Genomic DNA, 25110 nt, shown 5'->3' on the forward strand with positions numbered 1-25110 from the left:
CCACGCCGTAAATGTTGTTTCTCAGGCCCGACACCATACTCTCTAATAACGCCTGACGATCCGGCGCCGAGGGCGGAATACCAGCGGTAAGTTCTGCGCTGATAGCGCGCATTCAGGTCGTCTGCCATTCTCAGAACCGCTCTATTTGCAATAACGAGACCTACAAAAAGCAGACACGCGCCAATACCTAGAAGACTGAAGCTGAGATAAGGAACCGAAGGAGCAGCGTTCACTTCGCGTTCCCCGTGCGCTCAGAAGCCATCGCACGTTGCATTAGGTCCGTCGGCGCAGGCAACACGAGCCTCGATGACTGCGCCGGCAGCACATCCGCCGGCGCATTCTGATACTGCGGACCCACAAACGCCCACATCCCCCAAAGCCCCATCACACAAAGCGCAATCCCAATCGCCGCGCACACATATCCAAACTTCTTCCGCGCCTGCTCGCCCGGCGTGATCCCCCACTTGGCTGCAAATAACCAGATGCCGTATGCGAAGTGCCACGTCGTGGCCACCATCGCGATCACATAGATCGCCAGCATCCAGGGATTCGCCAGCTCATGCTGTACCTTCGCAAACGCTGCTCCAGGATGGTCCGGTAGACTCACGCCGGCGAACCGCTGCCGCCACACATGCTGAATGATGTACACAAACGCGATCAGCCCGGTCACGCGCTGCGAGATGTACATCCAGTTCCCTGCCCACGGATACACATTCACATTGCTGCGTCCGCGGAACGCGATGAACACTCCGTACCCCGCATGAAACGCCAGCGGAATGAAGATGAACGCCCACTCCAGCACTCGAACCAACGGCAGGCTGTTCAGGAACTTCACCTGCTGCGCATAAGCCAGCGGCCCATGGATCGCTTCAAAATTGGAAAGGATGTGCTCCACCAGGAACGCGCCAATCGGCACAATCCCCGAGAGCGAATGCAGCTTGCGCCACAAAAACGAGTTCCCCTGCCCGGCGCGCAACGGCTGCACACCACGAATTGTCGAAGAGGAAGAAGGTACAGGCGGAGCGACAGTTGCCATCGGAAGAGCTCCTTGCGGTGCCGCATCCTCGTACAGACGGGCAATTCGGATTATTCCGCCCTCGCTCAGCCAGCGTCAAGAAACCCGAGTCTTGGAGTCCGATTATCGAAGTCTTTGTGCGAAATCCATGCATTGGGTGCCCCATCCATGGCTCGCCTTTGGCCATGGGTGGGATTAGAGCATCAGCTTCGGCAACAAATCCCGCAACGCCCGCCCGCGATGGCTCAACAATAATCGTTCCGTCGAATCAATCTCCGCCATCGACCCGGTCGCACCCTCCGGCAAGAAGTACGGGTCATAGCCAAAGCCGCCATAGCCCTGCGCTGCCACAAGAATCCGTCCCTCAACCGTACCGTCTCCTACAGCCAGCACCACGCCATCCCGAGCCGCCACCAGCGCACAACGATACCGCCCTGCGCGCGCCTCAACACCAACAAGCGCTGCCATCAGGCACGCATTGTTCCGCACATCCGCAGAACCCTCACCTACGAACTTTATGTCATCCGCATACCGCGCAGACCGCACTCCCGGCGCGCCATCAAGAGCATCGACCTCCAGCCCCGAGTCATCCGCGATCACAATCTCCCCCGGCGCAAACCGCGAGTAGTACGTCGCCTTGATCCGGGCGTTTCCCACGAACGTGTCTTCATCCTCATCCGGCGCGGCGATTCCCTCCAGCCCCGGCAGCGGAACCAGGTTCACATCAGCTCCAGCCGCAATAGCAAAGTCCCGCAGCTTCCCTTTATTCGTACTCGCAACCAGCAATCTTCTTGTCATAAGTCCGTCTTCGCCACAGGTCCGCCTCGCAGCTCCATCTTCCACCCGAGTATCTTCGCCCGCGCAGCCGCAGCCTCTGCCTCTGTGATCATCCCCTTCTGCTGGTAGATCATCGAGAGCCGCGTGACTGCCAGCACATCATCCGGTTCGCGCTCAATCAACTGCTGCGTTCTCGCCAGCGCCTCATCCACTCGTCCCGAATCTACCAGCGCCCGAATCAGGCCATGTGCAGCCTCTACATCGCCGGGCCTCGCGGCCAACACCTGCTCGAACAACTCCGCCGCCCGCGAGGCGTTCCCCTCAGCCATGCACTCCAATCCTGCATCAAATATTTCAGTGATGTTTGAATGCATACTGGAAATATCGACAGCATCGGTCTCACGGCTCATCCCCTCACTATAAATCTCTCCCATTCGACCCGTTTCTTAACTGCAACACTGCGATCTTTAGAGGAGATTCATGGCCACAATGAAGTCCCACACCGCCTACCTGACGCTCAACACGAAGGAACGTTACGAGATGGTGCACCTTACGCCCGAGATAGAGGATATCGTCCATCAAAGCGGCATCGACGACGGCCTCTGCTTCGTCAGCCCCATGCACATCACCGCCGCCATCTACGTCAACGACCATGAAGACGGTCTGATCGAAGACATCTCGCAGTGGCTCGAAAACATTGCCCCGCGCTGGCCCGGATACAAGCACCACCACACTGGCGAAGACAATGGCGACGCCCACCTGAAGTCACTCCTGCTGCATCACGAGACAACGCTACCCATCACCAAAGGCCGCCTCGACCTTGGGACGTGGCAGCGAATCTTTTATGCGGAGTTCGACGGCCAGCGCAGCAAGCGCGTGATCGTCAAGATACTTGGCCTAGCAAAATAACCCGTTGTCCTGCCGGACGAGTCCGCTACGCGCGGAGCGGTCACTTCGTAATGTGTATACCGCTTCGCGTCGGCCGGCATAAATCCATGTTCTTCCGACAAACCGGAGCACCACGCGAAGGCCAACACATGTCACGAAGTGACCGCCGCCCGCGCAGGGCGCTTCTATCAAGGCATTTATTAACTAAATAGTTATGAAACCTGACCCGACAAAACAATGATGTCAACACGCCGGTTCTGCGTGCGCCCGTCTTCCGTGTCGTTGCTCGCCACGGGATGGAACTCCGCATATCCAGCAGCCGAAAGGTTATTAGCTTCAATCGTATGCCGCTCAATGATGAACCGTGCAATCGCCGAAGCCCGCGCCGTCGACAACTCCCAGTTCGTCGCGTACTGCTGGGTGTGAATCGGCACGTTATCCGTGTGCCCTTCCACGCGCAATCTACGGTTGGGCAGCGCTTCGATGATCGTAGTAAGAATATGTAGCGATACCGGGTTCACCTCCGCCGAGCCCGAAGCGAAGAATCCAGCATCATGCAACGAGATCACCAGTCCATCCGGAGTGATGCGCGTGGTCACGCTGCCCGCCGCGAGCTTGCCTTGGCTCACCTGAGTCGCCACTACCTGGTCGATCGCCTTCTTCAACTCCTCAGGACTCTGCTCGACCATCGGCATCGGGACCGGCTTGCCCGCAGAAGTCGCCCCGCCCGCATTCATCAACGAGATCGTCTTCGAGCTCGGATCGAAGACCCCCATCTCCGTGAACGCAGACTTCATCGCGTCCGACACCTGCACCTGCTTGCGCTTGTCTCCTCGGCTCGAAGCAAACAGCACCACGAAAAACGCGAAGAGCAGAGTAATGAAGTCCGCGTAAGAGACCAGCCATCGCTCATGGCTCACATGCGATACAGCTTTCTTCCTCATTATTTGATCCTGCGATCTTCTGCCCGCTGTTCTTCGGCGCGCGCTTCCAGCAGATAAGTGTTCAGTTTCAACTCGAGCATGCGCGGATTCATTCCTTCCAGGATCGACACAATCCCTTCCAGCACCATCTCTTTCACCACCTGCTCCTCGCGATGCTTGATCTTCAGCTTCCCCGCGATCGGGAGATAGACAAGGTTCGCCAGTCCCACTCCGTAGATCGTCGCGACAAAGGCCACGGCGATGCCCTTCCCGACTTCATTGATGTTGTCCAGATGCTGCATCACCTGGATAAGTCCCAGCACCGCGCCAAGAATTCCGACCGTGGGCGAATACCCGCCCGCGGCCTCAAATACTGACGCGATCTTCTCTTCAATCTCCGCGCCATTCTCCAACTCCAGGTGCATGATCTGCCGGATCGCACTCGGATCGATACCATCGACCGCAAGCATCAACGCCTGCTTCATAAACGGCTCCGCGATCCTCGGCAGGTCCTCATCCAGCGACACGACGCCGCTCTTCCGAGCCTTGTTGGCGAACTCTACGATCTGGCTCAGGGTCATCTGCGCGTTCGATGTCTCCACCGTAAACACCTTCGCCACCTGCCTTATCGCAGCCATGAAGATGCCTATCGGGAACTGCAGCAACACCGCGCCGCCAGTGCCGCAAAGTACGATGATCGCGGCGGTCGGCTGTGTGATCTGGGCGATGCTTCCGCCCTCCATCAACATGCCGCCCAGGATGCCCAGCAGGGCCAGGGTTATGCCCATCACACTGGCGATGTCCACAGAAAATTCCTTTCTGACAGCAATCACTATCCGCTACAAGTCGCCGCCTAGGAGTTCGAGGAACTCGCAAGCGCAGTCCTGACCGCGTCTCCGCCCGCGCTCTCCGCCGTTTTGCCGCTCAAAAACCTCCCCGCGTCCGGCCACGCCAAGCGCAAGACCTTTGCCCGATGCTCGATGGAGCGATTGACCACCGTCTCGCACGTCTCGGCGACCAGTATCTTCTCCCCGGTGGTCAGCGAAATCGTCGTGTCTGGTGTCGCCTCGATGTACTTGATCGTGTCGCTATTAATGGAGAATTTATTGCCGTTCAACCGTGTCAGTTCGATCATCGGATGCCCCGCCTCGAGTGCTTCATCGGCAGACACTCTCACGCCACGAGCCGACTTTCCGGTAACCCCTCCGCTCCTTCCCGCCATCGAACATTCCCTTTCTCGCATTCAGACACCCTAATGCGAAAAGTCTCATCGCCGATGAAGTCTGGGAACGCGGAGCCTTCCGCATGATGATCGAATCCTGCACAAGCGCGTGGGCAACAGGATCCGGTCGGCACTCGGGGCAGACTCGGCGCTGATACCAAAACCTCGATACCACCAAATCGTCAATACAGGAGCGGAACACAATGTCCTTGAGTGTCCTCAACAATATCTCGGCAATCTATGCGCAGAACTATCTGAACCAGACGCAGGCGAGTCTGCAGACGGTACTGCAACAACTCTCTTCCGGTTCACGTATCAACAGCGGCGCGGATGACGCGGCCGGCCTCGCGGTGGTCAATGGCTTGCAGGCCAATGAAGCCGCCCTGCAGCAGTCCTCTCAGAACGCAACCAACGGTACCGGCCTTCTGCAGACTGCGGATGGTGCCCTCTCTCAAGTGACCAGCCTGCTGACCCGCGCTATCACCCTGGCAACAGAATCGGCGAACTCCACCCTCAACTCACAGCAGGTCAGCTCCGCAAACCAGGAGTATCAGACCATTCTTTCGGAGATCGGCGCCATCGGTTCCACGACCAACTTCTCCGGTAACCAGGTCTTTACGACCAATGCCACGAACCTCTTTGTATCCGATGGTTCCGTGACCGGTGCCAGCAGCTATAACGACACGGTCGGAGTTCTCACCACGGGTAGCGTCGGCCAGAGCCCCTCTTCCGTCGCAATCACTACCGCCGCTCTTACCGTCGCAGCTGCTGGCACCACCTCGGCCGCAAGCGTGCAGTCGACGGGCACCATAACCCCAACCAACGCAACCGATCTCCTCAGCGGTACCATCTCCGTCGGCCTCGCGAACGGCGCAGCGTCGAACTTCTCAGTTACCGGTGTCACGGCTAGCCAGTTCGTTGCCGCCTTCAACGCAAATGCGGCGTTCTCTTCCCAAGGAATCACCGCGAGCGTCGTCGTCGCAACCGGCGTCATCACCATCAAGGGACCCTCGAACGGCATCGGGGGCTCCGTCACCTTCACCAACAACGCCCTGACGTCGACCACCTCGGCCAGTGTTGCGGATGCGGCTCCTGTCGCCGCTGCCGGTACCGCCGCCGTAGATGGTCGGTCATTGGAGGCCATCACTCTCGGCACTTCGACCAACACCCTCGCCGGTACGCTTACCATTGCGGTCGGTGGCGGCACGGCAAACTCCATCACCGTCAACTCCGGAACCAGCGGCACCACGCTGGCAACGCAGATCAACTCCAATGCGACGTTTCAGGCTGCTAATGTCGTCGCCTCGTTCAACTCCTCCACCGGCGTTCTAAGCATCTACGGACCTTCGGGCACAGGGCAGACCCTCAACCTGACCGGAAGCACGCTGACGCAGACCACCAAGCAGACGCCCGGTGCCGGCGTGAACTTCAACGACGCGAGCATCAACACGCTCACTGCTACCTCCGCGCCCACGATTCTGACCAGCCTCACGGCAGCGATCGCGGACGTCGCCTACCAGCGCGGCATCCTTGGGGCCAACATCAACCAGCTCACCGCTGCGGCTGCTGTCGCCGACACGGCGAACGTCAACCTCACCTCCGCCTCGAACGCAATTCAGGCGACCAACTACGGCAAGGCGACCAGCGACCTCGCAAAGTACGAGGTACTGAGCCAGACGGGCATCAGCGCTCTTGCCCAGGCCAACACCGTGCAGCAGGAGATCCTCAAGCTGCTGCAGTAAACCGCAGTAACACTCAAAGCGGGTGAGGCCTCATGGGTCTCACCCGCACTTTTCCGTTAGAAAGAAAAGTCGCTTCTCACCAGATGCGATGCGACTTGGCAACAAAACTGCACGAATAAAGCAAGATCTTCGGCGGGCCGGATCAGCCGGTTCCCTTCTCAACCGCCGCCGCAATTTGTGAATGCGCGGAGCAACACACGGAGTGCCCAAGATGGGAACTGTTGGAATCAATTTTGGATCAGCCACAAGCGGCGCCGGCTTCGATGTAGCCAGCACCGTAACCTCCATTCTTGCTGTACAGCAGGCCATTGAAACCCCTTGGAAGACGCAGCTAGCCGCTCTCCAGGCGCAGGATACCGTCTTCAGCACCCTCGGCACGGACCTGTCAACCCTCAGCACCTCTCTCTCCTCGCTCACCTCCTTCGATGGAGTCCTTGCAGAGAAACAGGGTTCCAGCTCCAATACGAATGTCCTCGCACTGACCAGTGCTGACACCACAGCGGTCGCCGGCAGTCATAGCGTGGTCGTCACCTCACTCGCGACTACCGCCTCGAACTATTCAGACTCCATCACCAACGCCAGCGACACACTCAGCGGCAGCGTCACCATCAACGGCCATCAGATCAGTGTCGTCAGCGGCACCAGCGACACACTCAAGACATTCGCCACCGCGATCAACAATGCTGCCATCGGGGTCACCGCCAGCATCGTCTCAGACGCCAATGGATCGCGCCTCTCCATCACCAGCAACACCAGCGGAGCCTCCGGGGCCATCACCCTCTCAAGCAACTCCCTCGCCGACTCCAGCACAAGCACCGCCATCGCCTTCCACACCGCGCAAGCCGGGGTCAACGCCGCCCTCACTGTGGACGGCCTTGCCGTATCCAGCGCCTCGAACACCGTCACCGGGGCCATACCGGGAGTCACCTTTCAGCTCCTGTCCTCTCCGCTGAACACCACTGTCCAGATCCAGGTCACCAACGACAATAACGCGATTGAGACATCGCTTAGCTCCCTCGTTACCGCCTACAACGCGGTCATCAAGGACATCTCGGGCCAGGAGAAGACTGCGCAGCCGCTCTTCGGCAGCCCTACTCTCGCACTCATCCAGACACAGCTCCAGACCGCCATCTTCGGTGGCTCCGCCAGCGGCAGCATCAACAGCCTCTCTCAGCTCGGCCTTACGACCAACCAAGACGGCACGCTCTCAATCGACACCAGCGCGCTCGACAACGCCCTCAATGCCAACTTCTCCGATATTGTGGGCTTCTTTCAAAACACCGGCAGCTTCGGTCAAAGCTTCTCCAAAACACTCAGCAATCTCGGAAATTCCTCGGTCAACGGAGCAGTCTCTCTCGCCCAGCAACAGAACTCTACCCAGGAGACCGGTCTCAACGACAACATTTCGAAGCAGGATGCCTCGATCGCGAACCAGAAGACCGCACTCACCGCTGAACTGAACGCCGCCAATCAAGTGCTCCAGGCAATCCCGCTGCAACTGAGCGAGATCAGCCAGATCTACAGCGCCATTAGCGGTTACAACCAGAAGAACTTCTGAGGCACGCACGGACAGCTCAACGTACCGGCAAAGAGTACTCGAAGGCGCAACGGGCGTGGAACTCGTCCTCGCCCTCTACGACGGTGTGATTCGCTTCCTTCATCGCGCCGTCCAATGCGTCGAGGAAGACGATGTACAAGGCCGCAGAACGGCGATAAAAAAAGCGATCGACGTCTTCATGTATCTACAGGCACGTCTCCGTCCCGATCTTGCCGCCGGCCCTTCCGCCGCTCTCTCGGATTTTTACACCGCCATGTTCACCATGACGCTTGAGGCCTCGCACAACGCCTCGAGGGAACAACTCCTGGAGGTCGTCGCCTGCGTGCGCAATGTTCGCGAGGCCTGGGCCGTAGCCGCAAAAGATCCCATCGCCGGGAGAGTCCTCCCCCGCGAACTCCGCACCCAGGAAGAGACCTTCATTCCCACGACATCTCGCCTCGAAATCTCCAGCGGAGAAGCAAAACGCTCGAGTTGGAGCGCCTAAAAACCCAGCTGTCGTTATGAGGCGGAGCCGAAGAACCCGCATTTCGCTCATGCTGCGCGCAGACTTCGACGGCCAGCCACTAGCTCGTCACAGCGATTTCTTCTTCCAACTGCTGTTTCTCGTAAAGCTCGTTGTAATACCCACCCTCGCCAATCAGCTCCTCGTGTGTCCCCAGCTCCACGATCCTTCCCTCAACCAGCACCGCAATCCTGTCCGCGTTTCTAGCCGTCGACACCCGGTGCGCAATCAAAATCGTCGTCCTTCCCTGCATTACCTCACGTAGACCGCCAAGGATCCGCTCCTCCGTGTAGGTATCGACGCTGGCCAGAGCATCATCCAGCACCAGGATCTTTGGGTCGCGCAGCACCGCACGCGCAATCGCCGTCCGCTGCTTCTGACCGCCTGAAAGGGTCACGCCGCGCTCCCCAACCATCGTCGCGAATCCCTTGGGAAACTCCAATATCTCCGTCTTGATGTGGGCAGTCGAAGCAGCCGCTTCCACCTCAGCATCGGTCGCGCTCGCAACTCCAAACGCCACGTTTTCGCGAATCGAATCCGAGAACAGAAACGTCTCCTGCGGCACAAATCCAACGCTCCGGCGAAGGTCTTCCAACCGGTACTCTCGAATGGGACGGCCATCGATCAGCACGCTTCCTACAGGCGCGTCATAAAGCCGCGGAATCAGGTTCACCAGCGTCGTCTTGCCCGACCCCGTCGGCCCCACGATCGCCAGGCTCGACCCCGCCGGAATCTCCAGATCGATATCCGACAGCACCGGCGAGCCTTCGTTGTAAGCGAAGTTCAAGTTGCGGAAGCTGATCGCACCGTTGATCTCTTCCGCCGTATGCGAAGCACCCTCCGCATCGCGGATCGTCGGGACTTCCTTGAGCAGTTCATCAATACGCACGACAGAAGCGGTTCCGCGCTGAAACAGGTTCACCACCCAGCCCACCGCGATCATTGGCCAGGTCAACTGCACCATGTACACGTTGAACGAAGTGAACTCGCCCACCGAAATGAAATGCGACACCACCTCGTGTCCGCCCACCAGTAGCGTAATCATCAGCGACAGACCCAGCACGAACTCCAGCGTCGGCCACAACATCGCCATTAGCCTTACCAGCAGCAGGCTCCTTCGGATGTACTCCTGGTTCGCCTTCTCGAACGACGCGATCTCCGCATCCTCCTGTGCGAACGCCCGGATCAGCCGCGCTCCGGAGAAGTTCTCCTGCGCTTTCGCCGAGATGTCCGAGAACATCGCCTGAATGCGCTCGAACCGAGTATGAATCCGGTTGCCGAAGTACTGCACGAGTACAGACGCAAGAGGAAGCGGGACAAACGCAAAGAACGTCAGCTTCGGGCTGATCCTGTACATGAACGGCAGAGCCGCCGCCGTGAACACAATCGTGTTCGCGCTGTACATGATCGCCGGCCCCAGCAACTGTCGCACCGCGTTCAGATCGTTCGTCGTGCGGGCCATGATGTCGCCCGTCCGATGTGTCTGGTAGTAGCTCGCCGACTGCCGCTCCAGGTTCGCGAACATATCATTCCGCAGGTCGAACTCGATCTTGCGCGAGACCCCGATCACCACCTGCCGCGTCAGGTACAGAAATAGCCCCGAAAGCACCGCCAGCCCCACCAGTCGCAGCGCGTGATACATCACCTTTTGCTCGGTGATACCGGAGTGCATATCGTCGATCGCGTGCCCGATCACCAGCGGGATCAGCACCTTCACCACGTTATAGAAAACCGTCGACACACCGCCCAGGGCAAGGCTCGGCCAGTAACGCTTCAGATAAGGTGCCAGTGGCGCGAGTCTCTTGAACATGTATCTCTGGATCTCCTTACGTTAGAGACGGCAAAGGCGGCTGAAGATTCTCAGCCGCCCTCATTCCTGGAATTGAGTTAGTTCGAAGGCGGAGTTGCCGGCTTCTCTGGAGCAGGAGGAGGTGTAGTCGGGGCCGAAGCAGGCGGAGGCGTCGCAGGAGCCGTGGCTGGAGGGGTTGTCGCCGGAGCACCCGCAGGCGGAGTCGCAGGCGCGTCCGCAGGCTTAGCCGGGTCAGCCTTCGGAGCTGGGGGCGGAGTCGGAGGCGTGGGTGGCGCAGGAGGCGTATCCGAGAAGCTAATCAGCTCCACATCGAAGATCAAGTTCGCCTTCGCCGGCATCCGCGGAGGATTGCCGAGCGGCCCATAAGCAAGCTGGTAGGGCACGAACAACCGGCGCTTGCCACCAACGTGCATTCCCTCAAATCCCGTGTCCCAGCCAATAATCACGCGATGCGCGCCATACGGGAAAACAAACGGCTCCTTGCGGTCCACCGATGAGTCAAACTTCGTGCCATCCGGGAAGTATCCGGTGTAGTGTACCGTGTAGTACTTCCGCGGTTCAGCCAGCGGGCCGGTGCCAATCTTCGTGTCGATGTACTTCAACGAGTACATCGTATGCGGCACGCCAACGACCTTCGGCGGCCCCGCAGCTGCCGTTTTGGCGGTCGCCGTCGTAGCGGCATGGTGAGTGACAGGCTTCGCGGCAGTTGCCGGAGCGGGTGTCTGAGCTAGGGCGGCGGAAGAGAGCGCGAATACTGCGAGAGCAAGCTTCATAGATGCCTCTATCCTACCGTCTCCGGCCGCTACTTTGTATGAACTACGTCGGTGTCCGCAGCAGAAGATATGCCCCAACGATCCCGAACAGCACATCCGGCGACCACGCCGCCAGCACCGGCGGCAGCGTATTCACATTTCCCATCGCCTCAAACAGACCCGCCACCACCCAGTAAGAGATCGCCAGCCCAATCGCCGTCGAGATGCCCACCAGGGACCCGCGCTTGCCCATCGAAAGCGCAAACGGCACCGCCAGGATCGCCATCACCAGCGTCACCACCGGGTACGCGATCTTCTTCATCAGTTGCACCCGCAGCCTCATCGTGTCGAAACCGCTCTGCTTCAGGTCGCCAATGTAGTCCGACAGCTCCGCAAAAGACATCTCCTGCGACTGCAGATCTTCCTTCTTGAAGTAAGAGGGCTGCTCCTTGATCTCCGGAAACTCGGCCACCGCGAATGGCTGGTAAGTCCCCACCGTCTCGCCCGCAAACGTCCTCTGCCATCCTTGGTCGAAGATCCAGTTATGCCCATCCCACCGCACCGACGACGCAAAGATTCGCCGTCGCAGCACAAACGTATCCGGCTCCAACTCAAACACAGTAAGGTTCGCGAAGACATCCTTGTTGCTGTCGAAGAACTGATAGTAGAAGATCCGGGCCGGCTCGCCAGGAGCTCCCGGCTGCACTATTTTTCCGGACTTCCCCGTCGTCGCAGCAGCCTGAACCAGTGCCGTCCCCGTCTGCCCGGAGATCCACTTCCGATCCGGCCTTAGAAACGTCTGTGCCGGCTTGTTCTTGATCACAGCCCGCAGCGCCTCCTGCCGGCGGTTCGCTCCGGGCAGGTAGTACTCATCGAACGCGAACAGCGAAGCCGCCAGCACCGCCGCAATGACAAGAACCGGGGCAACGACGCGATACAAGCTGATCCCCGTAGCCTTCATCGCCGTCAGCTCCGACGATCGGTTCAACGCCCCAAATGTCACCAGCACCGCCACCAGAGCGCACAGAGGAGTCACAGCGGAGATGATGTAGGGAATCAGATTCACCAGGTACTCGCCCACCGTCACCAGCGCGGTGCGGTTGCGAATGATGTCCCCGATCAACTCAAAGAACGTGAATACAACGAACAGCACTGCAAAGCTCGAAAGCACAAACAGGAAGTTCGTCACGAACTCCCGCATCACGTAGTCGTCCAGCAGCAGCGGGAACCGTATATGCAGCGTGGCGCGGAAGTTCGCAAGTCGCTGCGCCATAGTGACTTTCTCTGCGGTGCCGGGCCCGTCCTCATCGCGGCTCATCATCCGCTCGAGCATCCGTCCCAGCCACTGCCCCACGGACGCGAAGATGTTCAGTGCGATGCCTCCGCGCGACAACTGCTGCAGCAACAGCACGCCCGCGACCAGAAAAATGAGATTCGCCGACCACACGCCTACAAACGGCGACACCTTCCCCGACTTCGCAAACGCGACGCCCACCAGCGACGTCAGGTAGTAGACAAATACCAGCGCGATTGCCAGCACTATTCCCGTACTCCGCCCGCTGCGCTTCGACGACAACCCCAGCGGCACACCCACCAGCATCAACACGATGCATGCAAACGGGTATGAGAACCTCGAGTTCAGTTCAATGAGAAACGGTCGAGAGCTGAAGTCTTTCCCATCCTTCGGTGTCACCCGGCTCAACCGCCACACCTCCGACAGACTCAGCGCGTGAATCGGCGTGTCCGAACGGCTCACCCGTGTGCCGTTCTGTACTCCCGTCTGCAGCGGAATATCGGTCGTAGAAAACGTCGAGATGTCGTACTGCCCGGGGCTACTCGCGGAGACCTGATGCTGCGTCCCATCCAGCAGATGCAGCCGAATCGTCGCACTATCCGCGCCACCCGGAAGCGCGTTTGCAGATCCCGGTTCGTTCAACACGACAGCCTTGTCCGCCGTCGTAATATGCGGAGACTCCGGATCGCTCAAGTCCGCCAGAAACACATGCTTCCAAATCGAAGCTCCGCCCAACGCCGGCTTCACTTCCTGCACATAGAGCACGTAGTTCTTCAGGTCCTCATAGAAGACCCGTGGCTGCACTTCGAACGAAGCCTGGCTCGACTTCAACGAGTTCTCGAGCCCCAGCAGCGCCGCCGCCGACCTGGGTGCAAGCCAGATCGAGTTCACCAGCCCCGCTGCCATGCCCAGCGCCGCCAGGATAGAAACGATCCGTACGAACCCCAGCACGCCCATCCCACTCGCGCGCATCGCAGTGATTTCGCTATCGGCCGCCAGCCGGCTCAATCCCAGCAGAATCCCCACGAGGATCGCCATCGGGATCGTCACAGTCAGCGTATTCGGCAGCATGTACAGGATGATCCGGCAGACATCAGCGAGACTCGCCGAGTTTCGCACCGCCAGCCCCAGAATGTCCGAGAGATGCTGCATGAACAGCACAAAGGTGAACAGCACCCCGCCCAGCACCGCATGGGACGAAACTTCGCGAAGGATATACCGGGTCAGCAGGCGCATCAGGGTCTTAGATCCAGTGTAGCGCCTGCCCACAAATAGCAGACCCGCCCACGGCGCATATCGCCACGGACGGGTCTTGGCCGTCTACTCCCTATTCCCAACTCCCTTACTTAGACCGCACCGCGATCACTTCAATCTCCAGCAGCGCCCACGGTGCCGCCAGAGCCGCAACCTGCATCGCCGACCGCGCCGGCTTGTTCGGCTGTTCCTTGGTCCCGAAGAACTTCGTGTACGAAGCCATCATCCCAGCGAAGTCCAGCTTGTTGCCTTTTGCAGGATCGCCTGCCATGAACACGGTCATCTTCACCACGTCCTTCATGTCCAGCCCCTGCTCCTTCAGCAGCGCCTGAATCTTGTTCAGCTCCGACATCGCCTGCTGTTCGGTATCGCCATAGACTGCCGGAGTTCCCTTCGCCTTGTCTTCAGGCGTGACCGGATCTGCCAACTGTCCGCTCAAATAAAGTGTGTCGCCCGCCCACACCCCACTCGCAATCGCAGCCTTGGGGTTTGGTTGCAAATGCTTCACCTCGACACCCTGTGCCTGCGCCGCATACGAAACGCCAACCATTGCCACCGCAATCGCGGCAGAACGCAACTTGAACATGAAGAACTCCTATGGATGTGATTTGCTGTTACTGCCTAAGATACCCCACCAGCCAGCAAACGCCGTCATCCTGAGCGAAGTTTGGCGCGCACTTGCGCCAAACGCAGGCGAAGGATCTCAGGATTGGAAGCGAGGATCGCTTACGTCACCCAGACCGCTCGAATCTTTAAAAGAATCCGCAGACGGATTCGTTACAACTGCTCCCGCACCAGTTCCCACGTCCGACGAATCCCATCCTCAAGCTCCGTCCGATGCCGCCACCCCAGCCCATGCAGCCGAGTCACGTCCATCAACTTCCGCGGTGTCCCATCGGGCTTGTTGCTATCGAAGACCAGCTCCCCGGCAAACCCCAGCACCCGGGCTACGGTCTCCGCTAGTTCGCGAATCGTCACATCCTCGCCCGTCCCGATATTGATCAGCGGCGGTACGTCTTCAACCAATAGCGTCCCGAACTTCTCGTCATCGAGGTTCATCAGGAACAAACAGGCCTCGGCCACATCATCAGAGTAAAGCAACTCTCGCCGCGGCGTTCCGCTCCCCCAAACCGTTACGGTCGAAGCGCTTGACTTCACCGCGTCCGCCGTCTTCCGCATCAATGCCGGTAGCACATGCGATGTATTCAGGTCGAAGTTGTCCCCCGGCCCATAGAGATTCGTCGGCATCGCCGCAAGGTACCGCGTCCCATACTGCCGGTTGTAGGCCCAGCACATCTCGATGCCCGCGATCTTCGCCAGCGCATACGCCCGGTTCGTCGGCTCCAGCGGCCCCGTCAGCAGGCAAGACTCCGGCATCGGCTGCGGCGCAAGCTTCGGATAGATACACGATGATCCAAGGAACAGCAGCCGCTTCACATCAGCCTGCCGGCTCGCCTCGATGACGTTCGTCTCCATCACCAGGTTCTCGCGGATAAAGTCCGCCGGATACGTATCGTTCGCGAGTATACCGCCCACCTTCGCCGCTGCCAGAAACACAAACTCCGGCTTCTCCGCCGCGAAGAACTCCGCCACCGCACCCTGGTCCGTCAGGTCGAGCTCCGCGCGCGTTCGCAGCAGCAGGCTCGAATACCCCGCCGTCTCCAGCCCCCGCACGATCGCCGACCCCACCAGCCCGCGATGCCCGGCGATATAGATCCTGCTGCCCTTGTCCATAAAACGCTCGGCCAAGATCAATTCTCCCGCACGTTATAAGCGTCGAAGCCGTGCAGCCGCACCAGAGCATCCCGCTCGGCGGACTTCAAGTCTGCCTCCACCATCTCCCGCACCAGTTCGTCGAAGCTCGTCTTCGGTGTCCAACCCAGTTCGCGGCACGCCTTGCCCGGGTCACCCAGCAACGTCTCCACCTCGGAAGGTCGAAAATATCTCGGATCGACTCCAACGATGACGTTGCCATCCTTGTCGAGAGCCTTCTCATCCACGCCTGAACCCTGCCACGCCAGCTCCAACTCTAGCAACTCCGCGCACCGCTTTACGAACTCCCGCACGCTATGCTGGACTCCAGTTGCAATCACATAGTCCTGCGGCTTCTCCTGCTGGAGCATCAGCCACTGCATCTCGATGTAGTCGCGCGCATGTCCCCAGTCGCGCAGCGCATCCAGATTGCCCAGAAACAGCTCCTTCTGCAGACCCACCTTGATCCGCGCCAGTCCTCGCGTAATCTTCCGCGTCACAAACGTCTCTCCGCGCAGTGGCGACTCATGGTTGAAGAGGATTCCGTTGCACGCATACATTCCGTACGCCTCGCGGTAGTTCACCACGATCCAGTATCCATACATCTTCGCCACAGCATAGGGAGAGCGCGGATAGAACGGCGTATTCTCGCTCTGCGGAATCTCCTGCACCAACCCGTAAAGCTCCGACGTGCTCGCCTGATAGAACCGGGTTTTCTTCTCGAGGCCCAGGATCCGGATTGCCTCCAGCAGCCGCAGAACACCGAGACCGTCCGCGTTCGCCGTATACTCCGGCTGCTCGAACGACACCTGCACGTGCGACTGCGCCGCAAGGTTGTAGATCTCGTCCGGCTGCACCTTCTGGACGATGTGAATGAGCGACGTGGAATCCGTCATGTCGCCGTAGTGCAGGATGAAGTGAGGGTGCGGTTGGTGCGGGTCCTCATAGATGTGGTCGATCCGCGCCGTGTTGAACAGCGACGATCGCCTTTTGATCCCGTGTACCTCGTACCCTTTCGCCAGCAGAAACTCCGCCAGGTACGCTCCATCCTGTCCCGTAACTCCTGTAATCAATGCCTTCTTCAATCTTTGCCTCTATCGCGAGCGCAGGTTTTCCGCGCGAAAGAAAATTATCTCATCCGCGCGGATGCCGACCACTCTCGGACACAGGCAGGCCTAGTTCTCGGAAGGAAAGGTTCCGTTGAGACAGATCGAGTACTGCATTCCTTTTGGCGCGAACGCACGGAGATCCGGCAACGCGTAGTTCGAGGTTCCGTTGCCGCCAAAGTTGATTCCGATCAGCGAGAACAGGGCCGTGTTGTTTTGGATTGGGACCAATCTACCGTCGGCCGGTAAGGCATTGCCGGACCCGTATCCGTTCACCGAGAGAAAGACATCTCCAATCACGCAGCTACCCGGAAAGACGAAACGGTCAGAGCCCAGATAAGCGACACCGTTCGTCGTGCTCAACTGTCCTGAGATCGCGGTTAGATTTGCGGGCACGCTACCAGTGGGGCCTGCGGGCCCAGTCGGACCTTGCGGCCCCGCAGGACCGGCCGGCCCCTTAGGTCCAGCGGGACCAGTCGCTCCGGTCGTGATCGGGAAGGTCTGTCCGGCAGCGAAATGGATCGTCCCATTGCCGTTGAAATATAGCCCGCTCTCGCTCGGCGCGGCACCTACGCCGCTGTAATAGAGAAAGTTCAGCGTTGCCCCCGCGTTCGCCGTGTTGTTGGCCGCCGCCTCGGTCTCAAGCTGAAAGTAAGGAAGTACATTCTTGCCAAGCGTGGTGTTGTAGACCGACGACTGCATCAGGATCGGGAAAGAGTTCGCCCCGGCCGAAGTTGTCGCATCGCCAGCTCGCGAGACTCCCATCGACCCGCGAAAAGTCGATGTCCCGCCAATGTCGAGCGTGGCGTTGGGGAAGCGTCCAATCCCGATCCCGTTCGCCGTCTGGTAGACGATCGAATTTCCGATCGTCGACGTGCCCGTCCATACCGGCATCAGGCCAGCCGTGCCTCCAGGGGTTGTTACAGGAATGGCAGTCGTCGCTGCGGGAGTGGCTGCGGCAGCACTTTGGGTGACGGTTGACCGCTCTGAAACAGCAGGCTTCTGTTGCGAACTAGCCGTTATACAAACAGTGAGTAAAACCCCCAATCCGAAACCTGAACCTGCTCTCAATAGCCTCTTCATACATTCTCCCTTTGCGATAACCCAATCAACAGTGAGTCCAAGTTACGCCGCGCTTCAAGAAAGCTGTGCAATAAAACAGCAAATGCCTTCAGTCGGCAACACTTCGGGTTGTTACCTCGCGCCATCACCCGGTGGATTGCGCAGCCGATCGCACACAGTACAATAGAGAGGTCCCATGGAAGTGCGAAAGTGGCGAAATTGGCAGACGCACCAGACTTAGGAACCGTTTCAGCCTGTTTCAGCCCACTGCATTAGGTCGCAGCAAATCGCAAAGTGCATGATTCTATTGGTTTATGAGAATCCGGCCTTGCAGGAATTCGCAATCGATGGCAGCAAAGCCAGAAGCAAAAGGACACCAAAGCGGACACCAAAATTTGGGCCAACTGACCCACGCTGATGTCGGGCTCGAAAAGACGATCAAAGTTGCTAAAGGCAGCCACGGTGTGTTCTGTTGACACCACCCAGCCACAATAGCAAAATGGGCATGTAGGCAAATTGCTATCACGCGCCCCGGAGGCGGTTTTGGAGACCGCCTCCGGTCCGAGGACGAGTGAGGCAAGGAACAGCAGGTGAGGTTTGGAGGCTATCCATCCTCGCCAGCTTCCATTATAGGAAGCACCAACTTCGGTGCAACGCAATTCTTTGTGCAAATCCCATACGATTACTGTGGATAACGCGTCCTGAATGCTGAAAATACAGCTTCTGTGCCTTCGCTCATGCTTCGCCTATACGAGACGGGTCACAAGACGATTGCAACGGCTGCCCGGTATGCTCACATGGATCACTCCAGTCTGAGGAATGCGATGGCCGTGCTCAACCGAGGTGCAGCATAGGCTTTAGCCGACCGAAGCCTGTTCTCAGATTCATCTCTCTTTCCTATACTTTCGGTATGAATGTCCGCTTGCTCATCACCCAGACTCACGAAGGTTACAAAGTGTGTGTACTCGCCCCAGAATCGCCGTCTCGCAGTTGGTTCAAGGTTTATGAATCGAAGGCACACTGCCTTACCGAACTGGCTTATGTTGAAATCGCTTCTCCCGGCGAGATAGCCGAGGCGCTTAACACCGATTTGGACGGCAACATTGCCATGCTGGTTTTACATTCGGATGTAGAACCCTCCGTGTTGAGAGCGGCAGGATTCACCGAGCAAATCCTGGAATACGTCAACTGAATGCGCGGCAGTCGGACGTAGTTTCCGCAAACGCCGTTTTCCGCGCACTCAGCGCTTTCGATCTGCACCGTAACACTTCTCGATCCCTTCGAAGCCTGAAAATGCGCCCCATGAAGCATCGCCAGAGCGTACGAGCCTATACAAGTCTTCGCTTGATTTGAACTCCGCATCGTTCAGATGTTGCATGATCGCGGTATAGGGCATTGCCCTGCATTCTGAATGCTTGTAGAAACCGTCGATGATCGCCACATATGGGTCAGCGTAGTTGTAGGTGGCCAGGGCATCCGTCTTTCCGTGGGTGAATTGGGGTCGGAAATGAATGCATGGGTGATCCGAAGGAGCTACGGTGTCCTTCATTTTGAGGATGACCACGTTGTTTTCCAAATCCTTGCAAAGATCAGATGTTCCAGCTCCAGTTCCGTCGAGATAGGCAGAGACAAAAATCTGTCTCTCATGCTGAGTCATCATGAGCCATTCACCACCTCGTCCGGGAAGTGGCCCTGACCGATGGCATCCAAAATTGAATGCGGCAAGGAAGAGAACGACGAAAGAGGTGATGCGAAGTGTCATTCGCTGCATGGAGACAATTTATCTCGTCGTGATCGCTTGATGACTATCCCTGTGCTTCATAGCTCCTCGAAAGTCGGTGTTATGGGAAACTTCAGACGCCTTGAGCGGATGTCCTGACCGAGCCGAGCCGAAAGCCGCAGTTGGCACATCGCAGCCGGAAGGGCATAGATACCGTTGACTTGTCACTGCGAAGAAAGCTTCGCTCGCAACGGGGGCATGTCCATTTCCCAAGCAGACGGCCTTGATTGAGCCATAGCGCCCCGTACACAAAGGTGACAGGCAAGAACCAGCGATCACCCAGCAACTTGGTGGTCGCCTCCCCGACGACGAAGGGGAATGCCAGGAACATCAACACTACGGTCCCCTGAAGAAGATAGAGACCCAGCCAGCCGCGCTTTTTCATGTGCGTCATTGCTCTGGAAGAGTGTACCTGCTCGAAAGTCGAGGTTATCGGAAATTACGATGACCCGTGGATGACTTTCGCCTTGTCTTCGCCTACACTCTGCACATGGGCGGGGAGCGGTCATCGACAACCCGGCAACGGTTGGCAGGTAAGATCTGCTGCAACTGCAGGACTCCCATTGACGCGGGACAGTGGCCGGGCGGTGAACGGTACTGCGGACGCTGCGAGCCCAGACGCAGGGTCTATATGCACTTCATGTTGATGCCCAATGGCTGGAGGGTCACGTTCCTTGAAGAGGACCTGAAGACACCTCTGCCCCGTCAGATGATCTTCCAGGACTCCATAAAAGTGATCGAGATGGCGTTGCGTGGTGGGGCTGGCAAGGTTTTGGCTGACCGACAGGCGATTGAGCATGGGATTAGCCTCGGGAGGGGTTCAGCTTGGCTCAACCTGACCACGGAACAGTATGTGAAGCTAAAGACAGGTGCCCGCAATGTTCGATCCTGATGCCAACATGCCTCGCCTCAACCGAAGCATGGTCTACCTCGGTGCGTGCCTCATTGCGGGGATTCGGTTGGCACGCGAGAAGCACGTCAACGTCCGCGTGATTCCCACCAGTGCCGCAATAGACGAATCAGTAGAGTTGGCGCATGAGATTTACAATCGGGTGTTTCGGAGGGTTCGGGCTAAAGTGTTAGAGAAATGACAGGAGAGGGCCTTATGGAAGACGACAAATACCTGCGCAACGAAAAAGGCGAGATATCGATGATGCCGCTTATAACGTGGAACATCGACAAGTTTGATGTGGGTATCTTTGCGCAATTGCTCTTCGCCGCAACGCCCGATTCCCTAGCAAAGGGCGAATTGGACTGCGTTCAGTTGGCGATATCGCCTGAGCAAGCCCTAAAACTTGCGGATCGACTGGAGACCCTGGCTAACAGAGTTCTCCGCAGCCAGGGCAAGACACCTTCGCCGATTTAGGGCTTGTTCTGCTCCTACGGACATACTGCTAGACTGGCATCTCAACACTCAGGACTCCTATGGAAAACAAACGCTATCAGGTGTTCGTCAGTTCGACTTATGCGGACCTCATGGATGAGCGACGGGCGGTCATACAAGCTCTTTTGGAGATGAACTGCATCCCTTCCGTCATGGAACTCTTTCCGGCCTCAAATGAGGAACAGTTTACTTTTATCAAAGGTGTGATCGACGATTGCGATTATTACGTGCTTATCGTTGGCGGTCGGTATGGCTCTACTACACCTGAAGGCTTGAGTTATACCGAAAAAGAATATGACTACGCCTTGAATAAAGGGCTGCCCGTTATGTCTTTTATTCACGAGGCTCCGGGTTCTATCCCCTTTGACAAGTCCGAAGCAGATCCCGCGCTGAGAGAGAAGCTTGATCGATTCAGGGATAGAGCCAAAACAGGCAAAATGGTTAAGATGTGGAAAGACCCTAAAGATCTGCCGGGTGCCGTCACAATAAGTCTCGTCCACGCGATGAAGACCCAGCCGGCTGTGGGTTGGGTCAGGGCGGATCAAATTGCTGCCTCCGACATCCTTTCGGACCTCGTAAATCTTCAGCGACGTAATGGTGAACTCGAAGAACAACTCAGGCAAGCCATGCCGGTCGTCGCCGATCTAGCCTCCTTAGAGGATCCGGTTGAGTTCACAGGAACTCATCGTAGTAGCAACTACCAGGCTTCCATGCAATGGAGATTCACGGTGACTTGGGGGCAACTTTTTGAGAGGCTCGGTCCCCATATATTGGGATGTCCCAACGATCATCACATGTATAGCCAGTTTGAATTAGCCCTAAAGGAGCTGTATCGAGAGACAGGCAAAACTTTGCTGACAAGTTGGACACCCCACCCCCATTCTTTTCAACGGGTAAAGCTTCAATTTATTGCGTTGAATCTTGCGAAGGTCGAAATGCAACCAACAACGAATGGGGGGCAGTCACTCTTCTGGGCTCCCACGGACCTAGGAAAAAGAACATTACTGGCATTGGCTACGGCTAAAGCACGATAACGGAGATGCCAGGTTTACGGGATCTACGTGCAGACGTTACCATCGCAGATCAACGAACCTGCGCGTGGCCAAAACCTTCCTCCCTAGCATTCTGAGGCAAAGTGCCTGAGTAACGATGCATTCTGAGGCAAAGTGCCTGAGTAACGATGAATGTCATGCTGAATTCGGCGGACACTCAAACGCCTCGCATAAGCCGGGCTCGTTGTTCCTCACATTGCCTACACGCGGGTCCACTGCGTGCGCCGACATCAGGTCGGCATCGTAGGGGCGTAGGAGATCGACCGGGGGACGTTCCAGGTCCGTTGTGTCCAGCCAGCGTTCATAGTCCGACGGCTTCAGGATGACCGGCATTCGATTGTGGACGCTTGCCGTGAGTTCGTTCGGCTCCGTGGTGATGATGGAGAACGTATCCCACTCCAGAGAGCCGTCCAGAGCCTTCCAGTGCTCCCACACGCCGCCGAAGGCTAATGGCTGGTTATCCTTGAGCCGGAAGGCGTAAGGCTGCTTTGTCTTCGCGTCGAGCTTCTTCCACTCATAGAAGCCGTCAGCCGGCACTAGGCACCGACGCTTCTTGAAAGGCGTGCGCCACATAGGTTTTTCCATAAGCCCTTCTGCCTTCGCGTTGATCGTGCTAAGCCCCATTGCCTTCGGATCTTTGGCCCAGACCGGAATCAAACCCCAACGCATGACGCGCATGGTGCGTTCCCCGGTGTCACGGTCGGCGACTATGACGGGCTGCATGGTTGTCGGCGCGATGTTGAAGGATGGCGCAACCTCAAGGGGCAACTCTGCCAGCTTGCCGAGGCGGAAAGCTTCGGCGATACGTTGTTTATCAGAACGGCGATAGTAGCGTCCACACATGGCTATACCTCGTTACAGTCATCACAAGAGTTCGCGTGCGCCCAATACTCAACAGCATCGGGCAGGCTTTCAGGAAGGGCAGGCGGTTCGGCTTGTGCATCTGGATGCCCTGCCCGGTACTGCTCCCACAGAGCCACACCGATGGGACAGGCGTAGAAGTCGTCTGCCGTTGGAGCACCTGGATCGTAACCCGATGGGTCTTCATTCAAGAGTTCTTCCTCGTGATTGGCCATACATGAGTTTATCCCCTCGTCTGAGAATTATTTTCTGCTCATGCTTGCACAACTATCTCTCTGATTCTGTAGTTTTTAAATCCTATACAGCAACAAATTTATTGACATAAGTGACTTATTTTCAGCGGCTTACACCTTGACATCATGAATTCGTCGGGATACTGTCAATTTTAGACCGAACCCATCCTGCCCAAGAGGCCACACAATGCGAGACATGAGCCGTGATCCTTATATTCAGTTGTCCACCCGCGTCATGACCGAAGCAATGCTTATCCAGCAGGAGGCTGATCGCCTACGTCCGTTCCTGGCATTGAAGGCTGTGAAGACACTGACACCAACCGATAAGCGCGATATGGAACGGATCTACAAAAGGATGGATAGGAGAGAGAAAAGCCTGTCGGCTTACCTCTGCCAATAGACACGCTGATTCTCGCTTCGGCGTAGCATCTGTAAAGCAAAATGAACTGACTTATCAGGAGAATTATGGAAATACCTTTACTCAGATCCGAACGTTATGAATTACCACCCGAGTTTTTGAACGAGACCGAACGGAAAGAACGAGACTTTAAGCTCTTACATTTCAGAAACCTCAAAGAGGAGCTTGTCGGAACACTGCGAGCTAATTGCGATAGACAGGTATTCTTACTACGTAGCTGGAATGCGAACAAAGATGACGGCATAGGAGTGATGCTGCCCCCGGGGCGACATCTTGAAGAGGATCCTGTCGACTTGCTGAAACAGATAGAACGTCTAGAGGCATTGATTCGTCTTATCAATCATTCTAGATATTGCCCGCAGTGTGTGACCTTTCCCGTGGAAGTCCCCTACTACAACCCCGCGGTGAGTGCTGAGCCGACATCAATTGGAACGTAACGAAGAAAAACCCCACCATCCTCTAGGGATGGTGGGGACTGGGTATCGTACGATCCAGTTTACGAATGCATCTTGAGGCTGACAATCGAAGGCGATGCAGCCTGCGAGGTGTTGTATCCACCTGCACGGGTATAACCAATAAATCCAGTCTCATTTAATTCCGCGTACCGTTCCGTGAGCCTGACAACCTGCAAGCCGCCTGCGACCGTGCGAAGCGTATAGCTGGTGAGATCACCGAACAGGATCGGCACTGTCGTAGCAGCAACCGATGGCATGAAGGGGCTCAGAACGATTGGACGACCGAACAGGGCATTGAACGGCTGCCCAGTTAGATCGGCTTGCAGAATCGGATGACCATAATTGTCGGTCAGACCCATGAGTCCTGACCTCACCGTGGAACTCATCAACCAGCTCGCATTTTCCAAATAAGCCGCGTCCAACGCGCCGTAGATTGCAATCAGAGAGGGCAGGTCCAATACTGTGGGAGCAGTCGAAGTTGCTCCGAGGGTTGCACCTGCCGTAATGGCCGCGATGTTCGAACCGTTGCCAATCGAGATCATCTTCGACAGACCCTTGTAATAGCGGGCTGCGAAGGTGTTCTGGATGAAGTCATCGACATCAAAGGCTGAGTCCTGTAACAACGAATTGCTGACCTTCACGAGTCCAGTGGTGAGCTCGTCGACGTTGCTGGTGAAGCCAGAGAGGTTCGGATCGTTCTCGGTCACTGCAATGGCTTCACCGATCACCGTGAGACCTTGCGCCGTATCGTCGGCAAGACTGACCTTAAGGCTACGTCCGTCGTCCGTTTTGAACTGCCTCACTGCCCCAACTAGCGCACCGTAGGACTTCTGTGATATGTGAAGCTGAGGATCGAAGCCAGACGGCACCAGTACAGCGCCAGCGGTGATCGGAGCAGTCGTGCCGACACCCAGGTCGCGAGTTTCAGCCTGTCGCAGATAAGAGCGGTTCTCCTGTGATACGTGGCCGGTACGCATCCAGTCCCGGAAGGCCATCTTCTGTTTCTCTGCATCTGCCGGGATGCCTTGGTCTCCAGGCTGCGACCGTGGAGGCCGGGTGCTGTTGCGTTCCTCACTCTGAGTCTTGGCGATGCGTTCCTCAAGTCCGATCTGCACATCCAGTTCGTCCGCGTCGGCAATCATCTTGTTTGCTGCGATACGGGTTTCAGCGTTCGCAGCCTTGCTGGTGAGGATCTGCTGTGCGTCCGTGAGAAGTTTGTTACGGTTCTGCTTGAGTTCGATAAGAGTTGCCATGTTGGGTTCCTTGTCTT

25 protein-coding genes and 1 pseudogene are annotated in these 25110 nt (G+C 57.4%); 9 read left to right on the forward strand and 17 right to left on the reverse strand.

The genetic code is table 11. The features are described 5' to 3' along the window. Positions 1-229: 229 nt before the first annotated feature. From HDF16_RS03530 to HDF16_RS03540, 3 genes are all read right to left on the reverse strand, one after another. Positions 230-1036 carry a succinate dehydrogenase gene (locus tag HDF16_RS03530; RefSeq protein ID WP_184213745.1) on the reverse strand — a complete coding sequence of 269 codons (807 nt, stop codon included), beginning with the start codon at positions 1034-1036 and terminating at the stop codon, positions 230-232. Between the two features lie 174 nt (positions 1037-1210). Then, positions 1211-1813 carry a non-canonical purine NTP pyrophosphatase gene (locus HDF16_RS03535; protein ID WP_184213746.1) on the reverse strand — a complete coding sequence of 201 codons (603 nt, stop codon included), beginning with the start codon at positions 1811-1813 and terminating at the stop codon, positions 1211-1213. Next, a complete protein-coding gene (locus tag HDF16_RS03540; RefSeq protein WP_432432229.1) occupies positions 1810-2226 on the reverse strand; it encodes a tetratricopeptide repeat protein in 417 nt (138 codons plus the stop codon). The genes HDF16_RS03535 and HDF16_RS03540 overlap by 4 nt, the downstream gene beginning before the upstream one ends. Before the next feature lie 46 nt (positions 2227-2272). Between HDF16_RS03540 and HDF16_RS03545 the strand changes: the two genes are divergently transcribed. Beyond that, a complete protein-coding gene (locus tag HDF16_RS03545; protein ID WP_221312452.1) occupies positions 2273-2701 on the forward strand; it encodes a secondary thiamine-phosphate synthase enzyme YjbQ in 429 nt (142 codons plus the stop codon). Positions 2702-2892: 191 nt separating this feature from the next. Here HDF16_RS03545 and HDF16_RS03550 read toward each other — a convergent pair whose 3' ends face one another. From HDF16_RS03550 to HDF16_RS03560, 3 genes are read right to left on the reverse strand one after another with little or no spacing between them, the layout of a single operon-like run. Continuing rightward, on the reverse strand, positions 2893-3624 hold the full coding sequence (locus tag HDF16_RS03550; RefSeq protein ID WP_221312454.1) for an OmpA/MotB family protein: 732 nt from the start codon (positions 3622-3624) through the stop codon (positions 2893-2895). Continuing rightward, entirely contained in the window at positions 3624-4409 is a 786-nt protein-coding gene (locus tag HDF16_RS03555) for a flagellar motor protein (RefSeq protein WP_184213748.1), read from the reverse strand. The genes HDF16_RS03550 and HDF16_RS03555 overlap by 1 nt, the downstream gene beginning before the upstream one ends. A gap of 47 nt (positions 4410-4456) precedes the next feature. Beyond that, positions 4457-4738, reverse strand: a complete 282-nt coding sequence (locus HDF16_RS03560; RefSeq protein ID WP_184214257.1) for a flagellar FlbD family protein — start codon at positions 4736-4738, stop codon at positions 4457-4459. Positions 4739-5028: 290 nt separating this feature from the next. On the opposite strand from HDF16_RS03560, the gene HDF16_RS30475 reads away from it, so the two are divergent. From HDF16_RS30475 to fliS, 3 genes and pseudogenes are all read left to right on the forward strand, one after another. Then, positions 5029-6567, forward strand: a complete 1539-nt coding sequence (locus HDF16_RS30475; protein ID WP_246408626.1) for a flagellin — start codon at positions 5029-5031, stop codon at positions 6565-6567. 211 nt (positions 6568-6778) lie between these two features. Further along, positions 6779-8125: a flagellar filament capping protein FliD gene (gene fliD, locus HDF16_RS31155; protein WP_184213749.1), complete on the forward strand. Its 1347-nt coding sequence runs from the start codon at positions 6779-6781 to the stop codon at positions 8123-8125. Positions 8126-8153: 28 nt separating this feature from the next. Next, positions 8154-8609, forward strand: a pseudogene (fliS, locus tag HDF16_RS03580) (flagellar export chaperone FliS); the annotation flags it as partial. Between the two features lie 79 nt (positions 8610-8688). Here the strand turns inward: fliS and HDF16_RS03585 are convergent. The 7 genes from HDF16_RS03585 to HDF16_RS30165 all read right to left on the reverse strand — a co-directional run bounded on the left by HDF16_RS03585 (position 8689) and on the right by HDF16_RS30165 (position 17678). Then, positions 8689-10437 (reverse strand): ABC transporter ATP-binding protein, encoded by a 1749-nt coding sequence (locus tag HDF16_RS03585; protein WP_184213751.1) that lies wholly within the window; start codon positions 10435-10437, stop codon positions 8689-8691. A 77-nt stretch (positions 10438-10514) separates the two neighbouring features. Then, on the reverse strand, positions 10515-11210 hold the full coding sequence (locus HDF16_RS03590) for an FKBP-type peptidyl-prolyl cis-trans isomerase (RefSeq protein ID WP_184213752.1): 696 nt from the start codon (positions 11208-11210) through the stop codon (positions 10515-10517). Between the two features lie 43 nt (positions 11211-11253). Further along, a complete protein-coding gene (locus tag HDF16_RS03595) occupies positions 11254-13719 on the reverse strand; it encodes an LptF/LptG family permease (RefSeq protein WP_184213753.1) in 2466 nt (821 codons plus the stop codon). 106 nt (positions 13720-13825) lie between these two features. Next, the gene (locus tag HDF16_RS03600) at positions 13826-14323 is read right to left on the reverse strand and encodes a Rid family hydrolase (protein WP_221312455.1); all 498 of its coding nucleotides are present in this window, start codon (positions 14321-14323) and stop codon (positions 13826-13828) included. Between the two features lie 191 nt (positions 14324-14514). Beyond that, positions 14515-15486 carry a GDP-L-fucose synthase family protein gene (locus HDF16_RS03605; RefSeq protein ID WP_432432230.1) on the reverse strand — a complete coding sequence of 324 codons (972 nt, stop codon included), beginning with the start codon at positions 15484-15486 and terminating at the stop codon, positions 14515-14517. A 2-nt stretch (positions 15487-15488) separates the two neighbouring features. Continuing rightward, complete coding sequence (gene gmd, locus HDF16_RS03610; RefSeq protein ID WP_184213754.1) at positions 15489-16574, reverse strand: GDP-mannose 4,6-dehydratase; 1086 nt, start codon at positions 16572-16574, stop codon at positions 15489-15491. A gap of 90 nt (positions 16575-16664) precedes the next feature. Continuing rightward, positions 16665-17678, reverse strand: coding sequence for a tail fiber protein (locus HDF16_RS30165; RefSeq protein ID WP_221312457.1), 1014 nt, complete (start codon positions 17676-17678; stop codon positions 16665-16667). A gap of 901 nt (positions 17679-18579) precedes the next feature. Between HDF16_RS30165 and HDF16_RS03625 the strand changes: the two genes are divergently transcribed. Beyond that, positions 18580-18849, forward strand: a complete 270-nt coding sequence (locus HDF16_RS03625; RefSeq protein ID WP_221312458.1) for a hypothetical protein — start codon at positions 18580-18582, stop codon at positions 18847-18849. 48 nt (positions 18850-18897) lie between these two features. On the opposite strand, the gene HDF16_RS03630 is transcribed toward HDF16_RS03625, so the two are convergent. Next, positions 18898-19428: a hypothetical protein gene (locus HDF16_RS03630; protein WP_184213756.1), complete on the reverse strand. Its 531-nt coding sequence runs from the start codon at positions 19426-19428 to the stop codon at positions 18898-18900. 640 nt (positions 19429-20068) lie between these two features. Between HDF16_RS03630 and HDF16_RS03640 the strand changes: the two genes are divergently transcribed. From HDF16_RS03640 to HDF16_RS03650, 3 genes are all read left to right on the forward strand, one after another. Further along, positions 20069-20329, forward strand: coding sequence for a hypothetical protein (locus HDF16_RS03640; protein ID WP_184213758.1), 261 nt, complete (start codon positions 20069-20071; stop codon positions 20327-20329). A gap of 213 nt (positions 20330-20542) precedes the next feature. Then, the gene (locus tag HDF16_RS03645; RefSeq protein WP_184213759.1) at positions 20543-20803 is read left to right on the forward strand and encodes a hypothetical protein; all 261 of its coding nucleotides are present in this window, start codon (positions 20543-20545) and stop codon (positions 20801-20803) included. 59 nt (positions 20804-20862) lie between these two features. Beyond that, positions 20863-21855 carry a DUF4062 domain-containing protein gene (locus HDF16_RS03650; protein WP_184213760.1) on the forward strand — a complete coding sequence of 331 codons (993 nt, stop codon included), beginning with the start codon at positions 20863-20865 and terminating at the stop codon, positions 21853-21855. A 153-nt stretch (positions 21856-22008) separates the two neighbouring features. On the opposite strand, the gene HDF16_RS03655 is transcribed toward HDF16_RS03650, so the two are convergent. Together HDF16_RS03655 and HDF16_RS03660 are read right to left on the reverse strand one after the other, a co-directional pair. Further along, positions 22009-22716, reverse strand: a complete 708-nt coding sequence (locus tag HDF16_RS03655; protein WP_184213761.1) for an SOS response-associated peptidase — start codon at positions 22714-22716, stop codon at positions 22009-22011. 2 nt (positions 22717-22718) lie between these two features. Beyond that, a complete protein-coding gene (locus HDF16_RS03660; RefSeq protein ID WP_184213762.1) occupies positions 22719-22949 on the reverse strand; it encodes a hypothetical protein in 231 nt (76 codons plus the stop codon). Between the two features lie 214 nt (positions 22950-23163). Here HDF16_RS03660 and HDF16_RS03665 point away from each other — a divergent pair, with 214 nt between their 5' ends. After that, complete coding sequence (locus HDF16_RS03665) at positions 23164-23367, forward strand: hypothetical protein (protein ID WP_184213763.1); 204 nt, start codon at positions 23164-23166, stop codon at positions 23365-23367. A gap of 514 nt (positions 23368-23881) precedes the next feature. Here the strand turns inward: HDF16_RS03665 and HDF16_RS03670 are convergent. Further along, positions 23882-25093 carry a phage major capsid protein gene (locus HDF16_RS03670; RefSeq protein WP_184213764.1) on the reverse strand — a complete coding sequence of 404 codons (1212 nt, stop codon included), beginning with the start codon at positions 25091-25093 and terminating at the stop codon, positions 23882-23884. Positions 25094-25110 lie beyond the last annotated feature (17 nt).

The organism is Granulicella aggregans, from assembly GCF_014203275.1.
Classification (GTDB): domain Bacteria; phylum Acidobacteriota; class Terriglobia; order Terriglobales; family Acidobacteriaceae; genus Edaphobacter.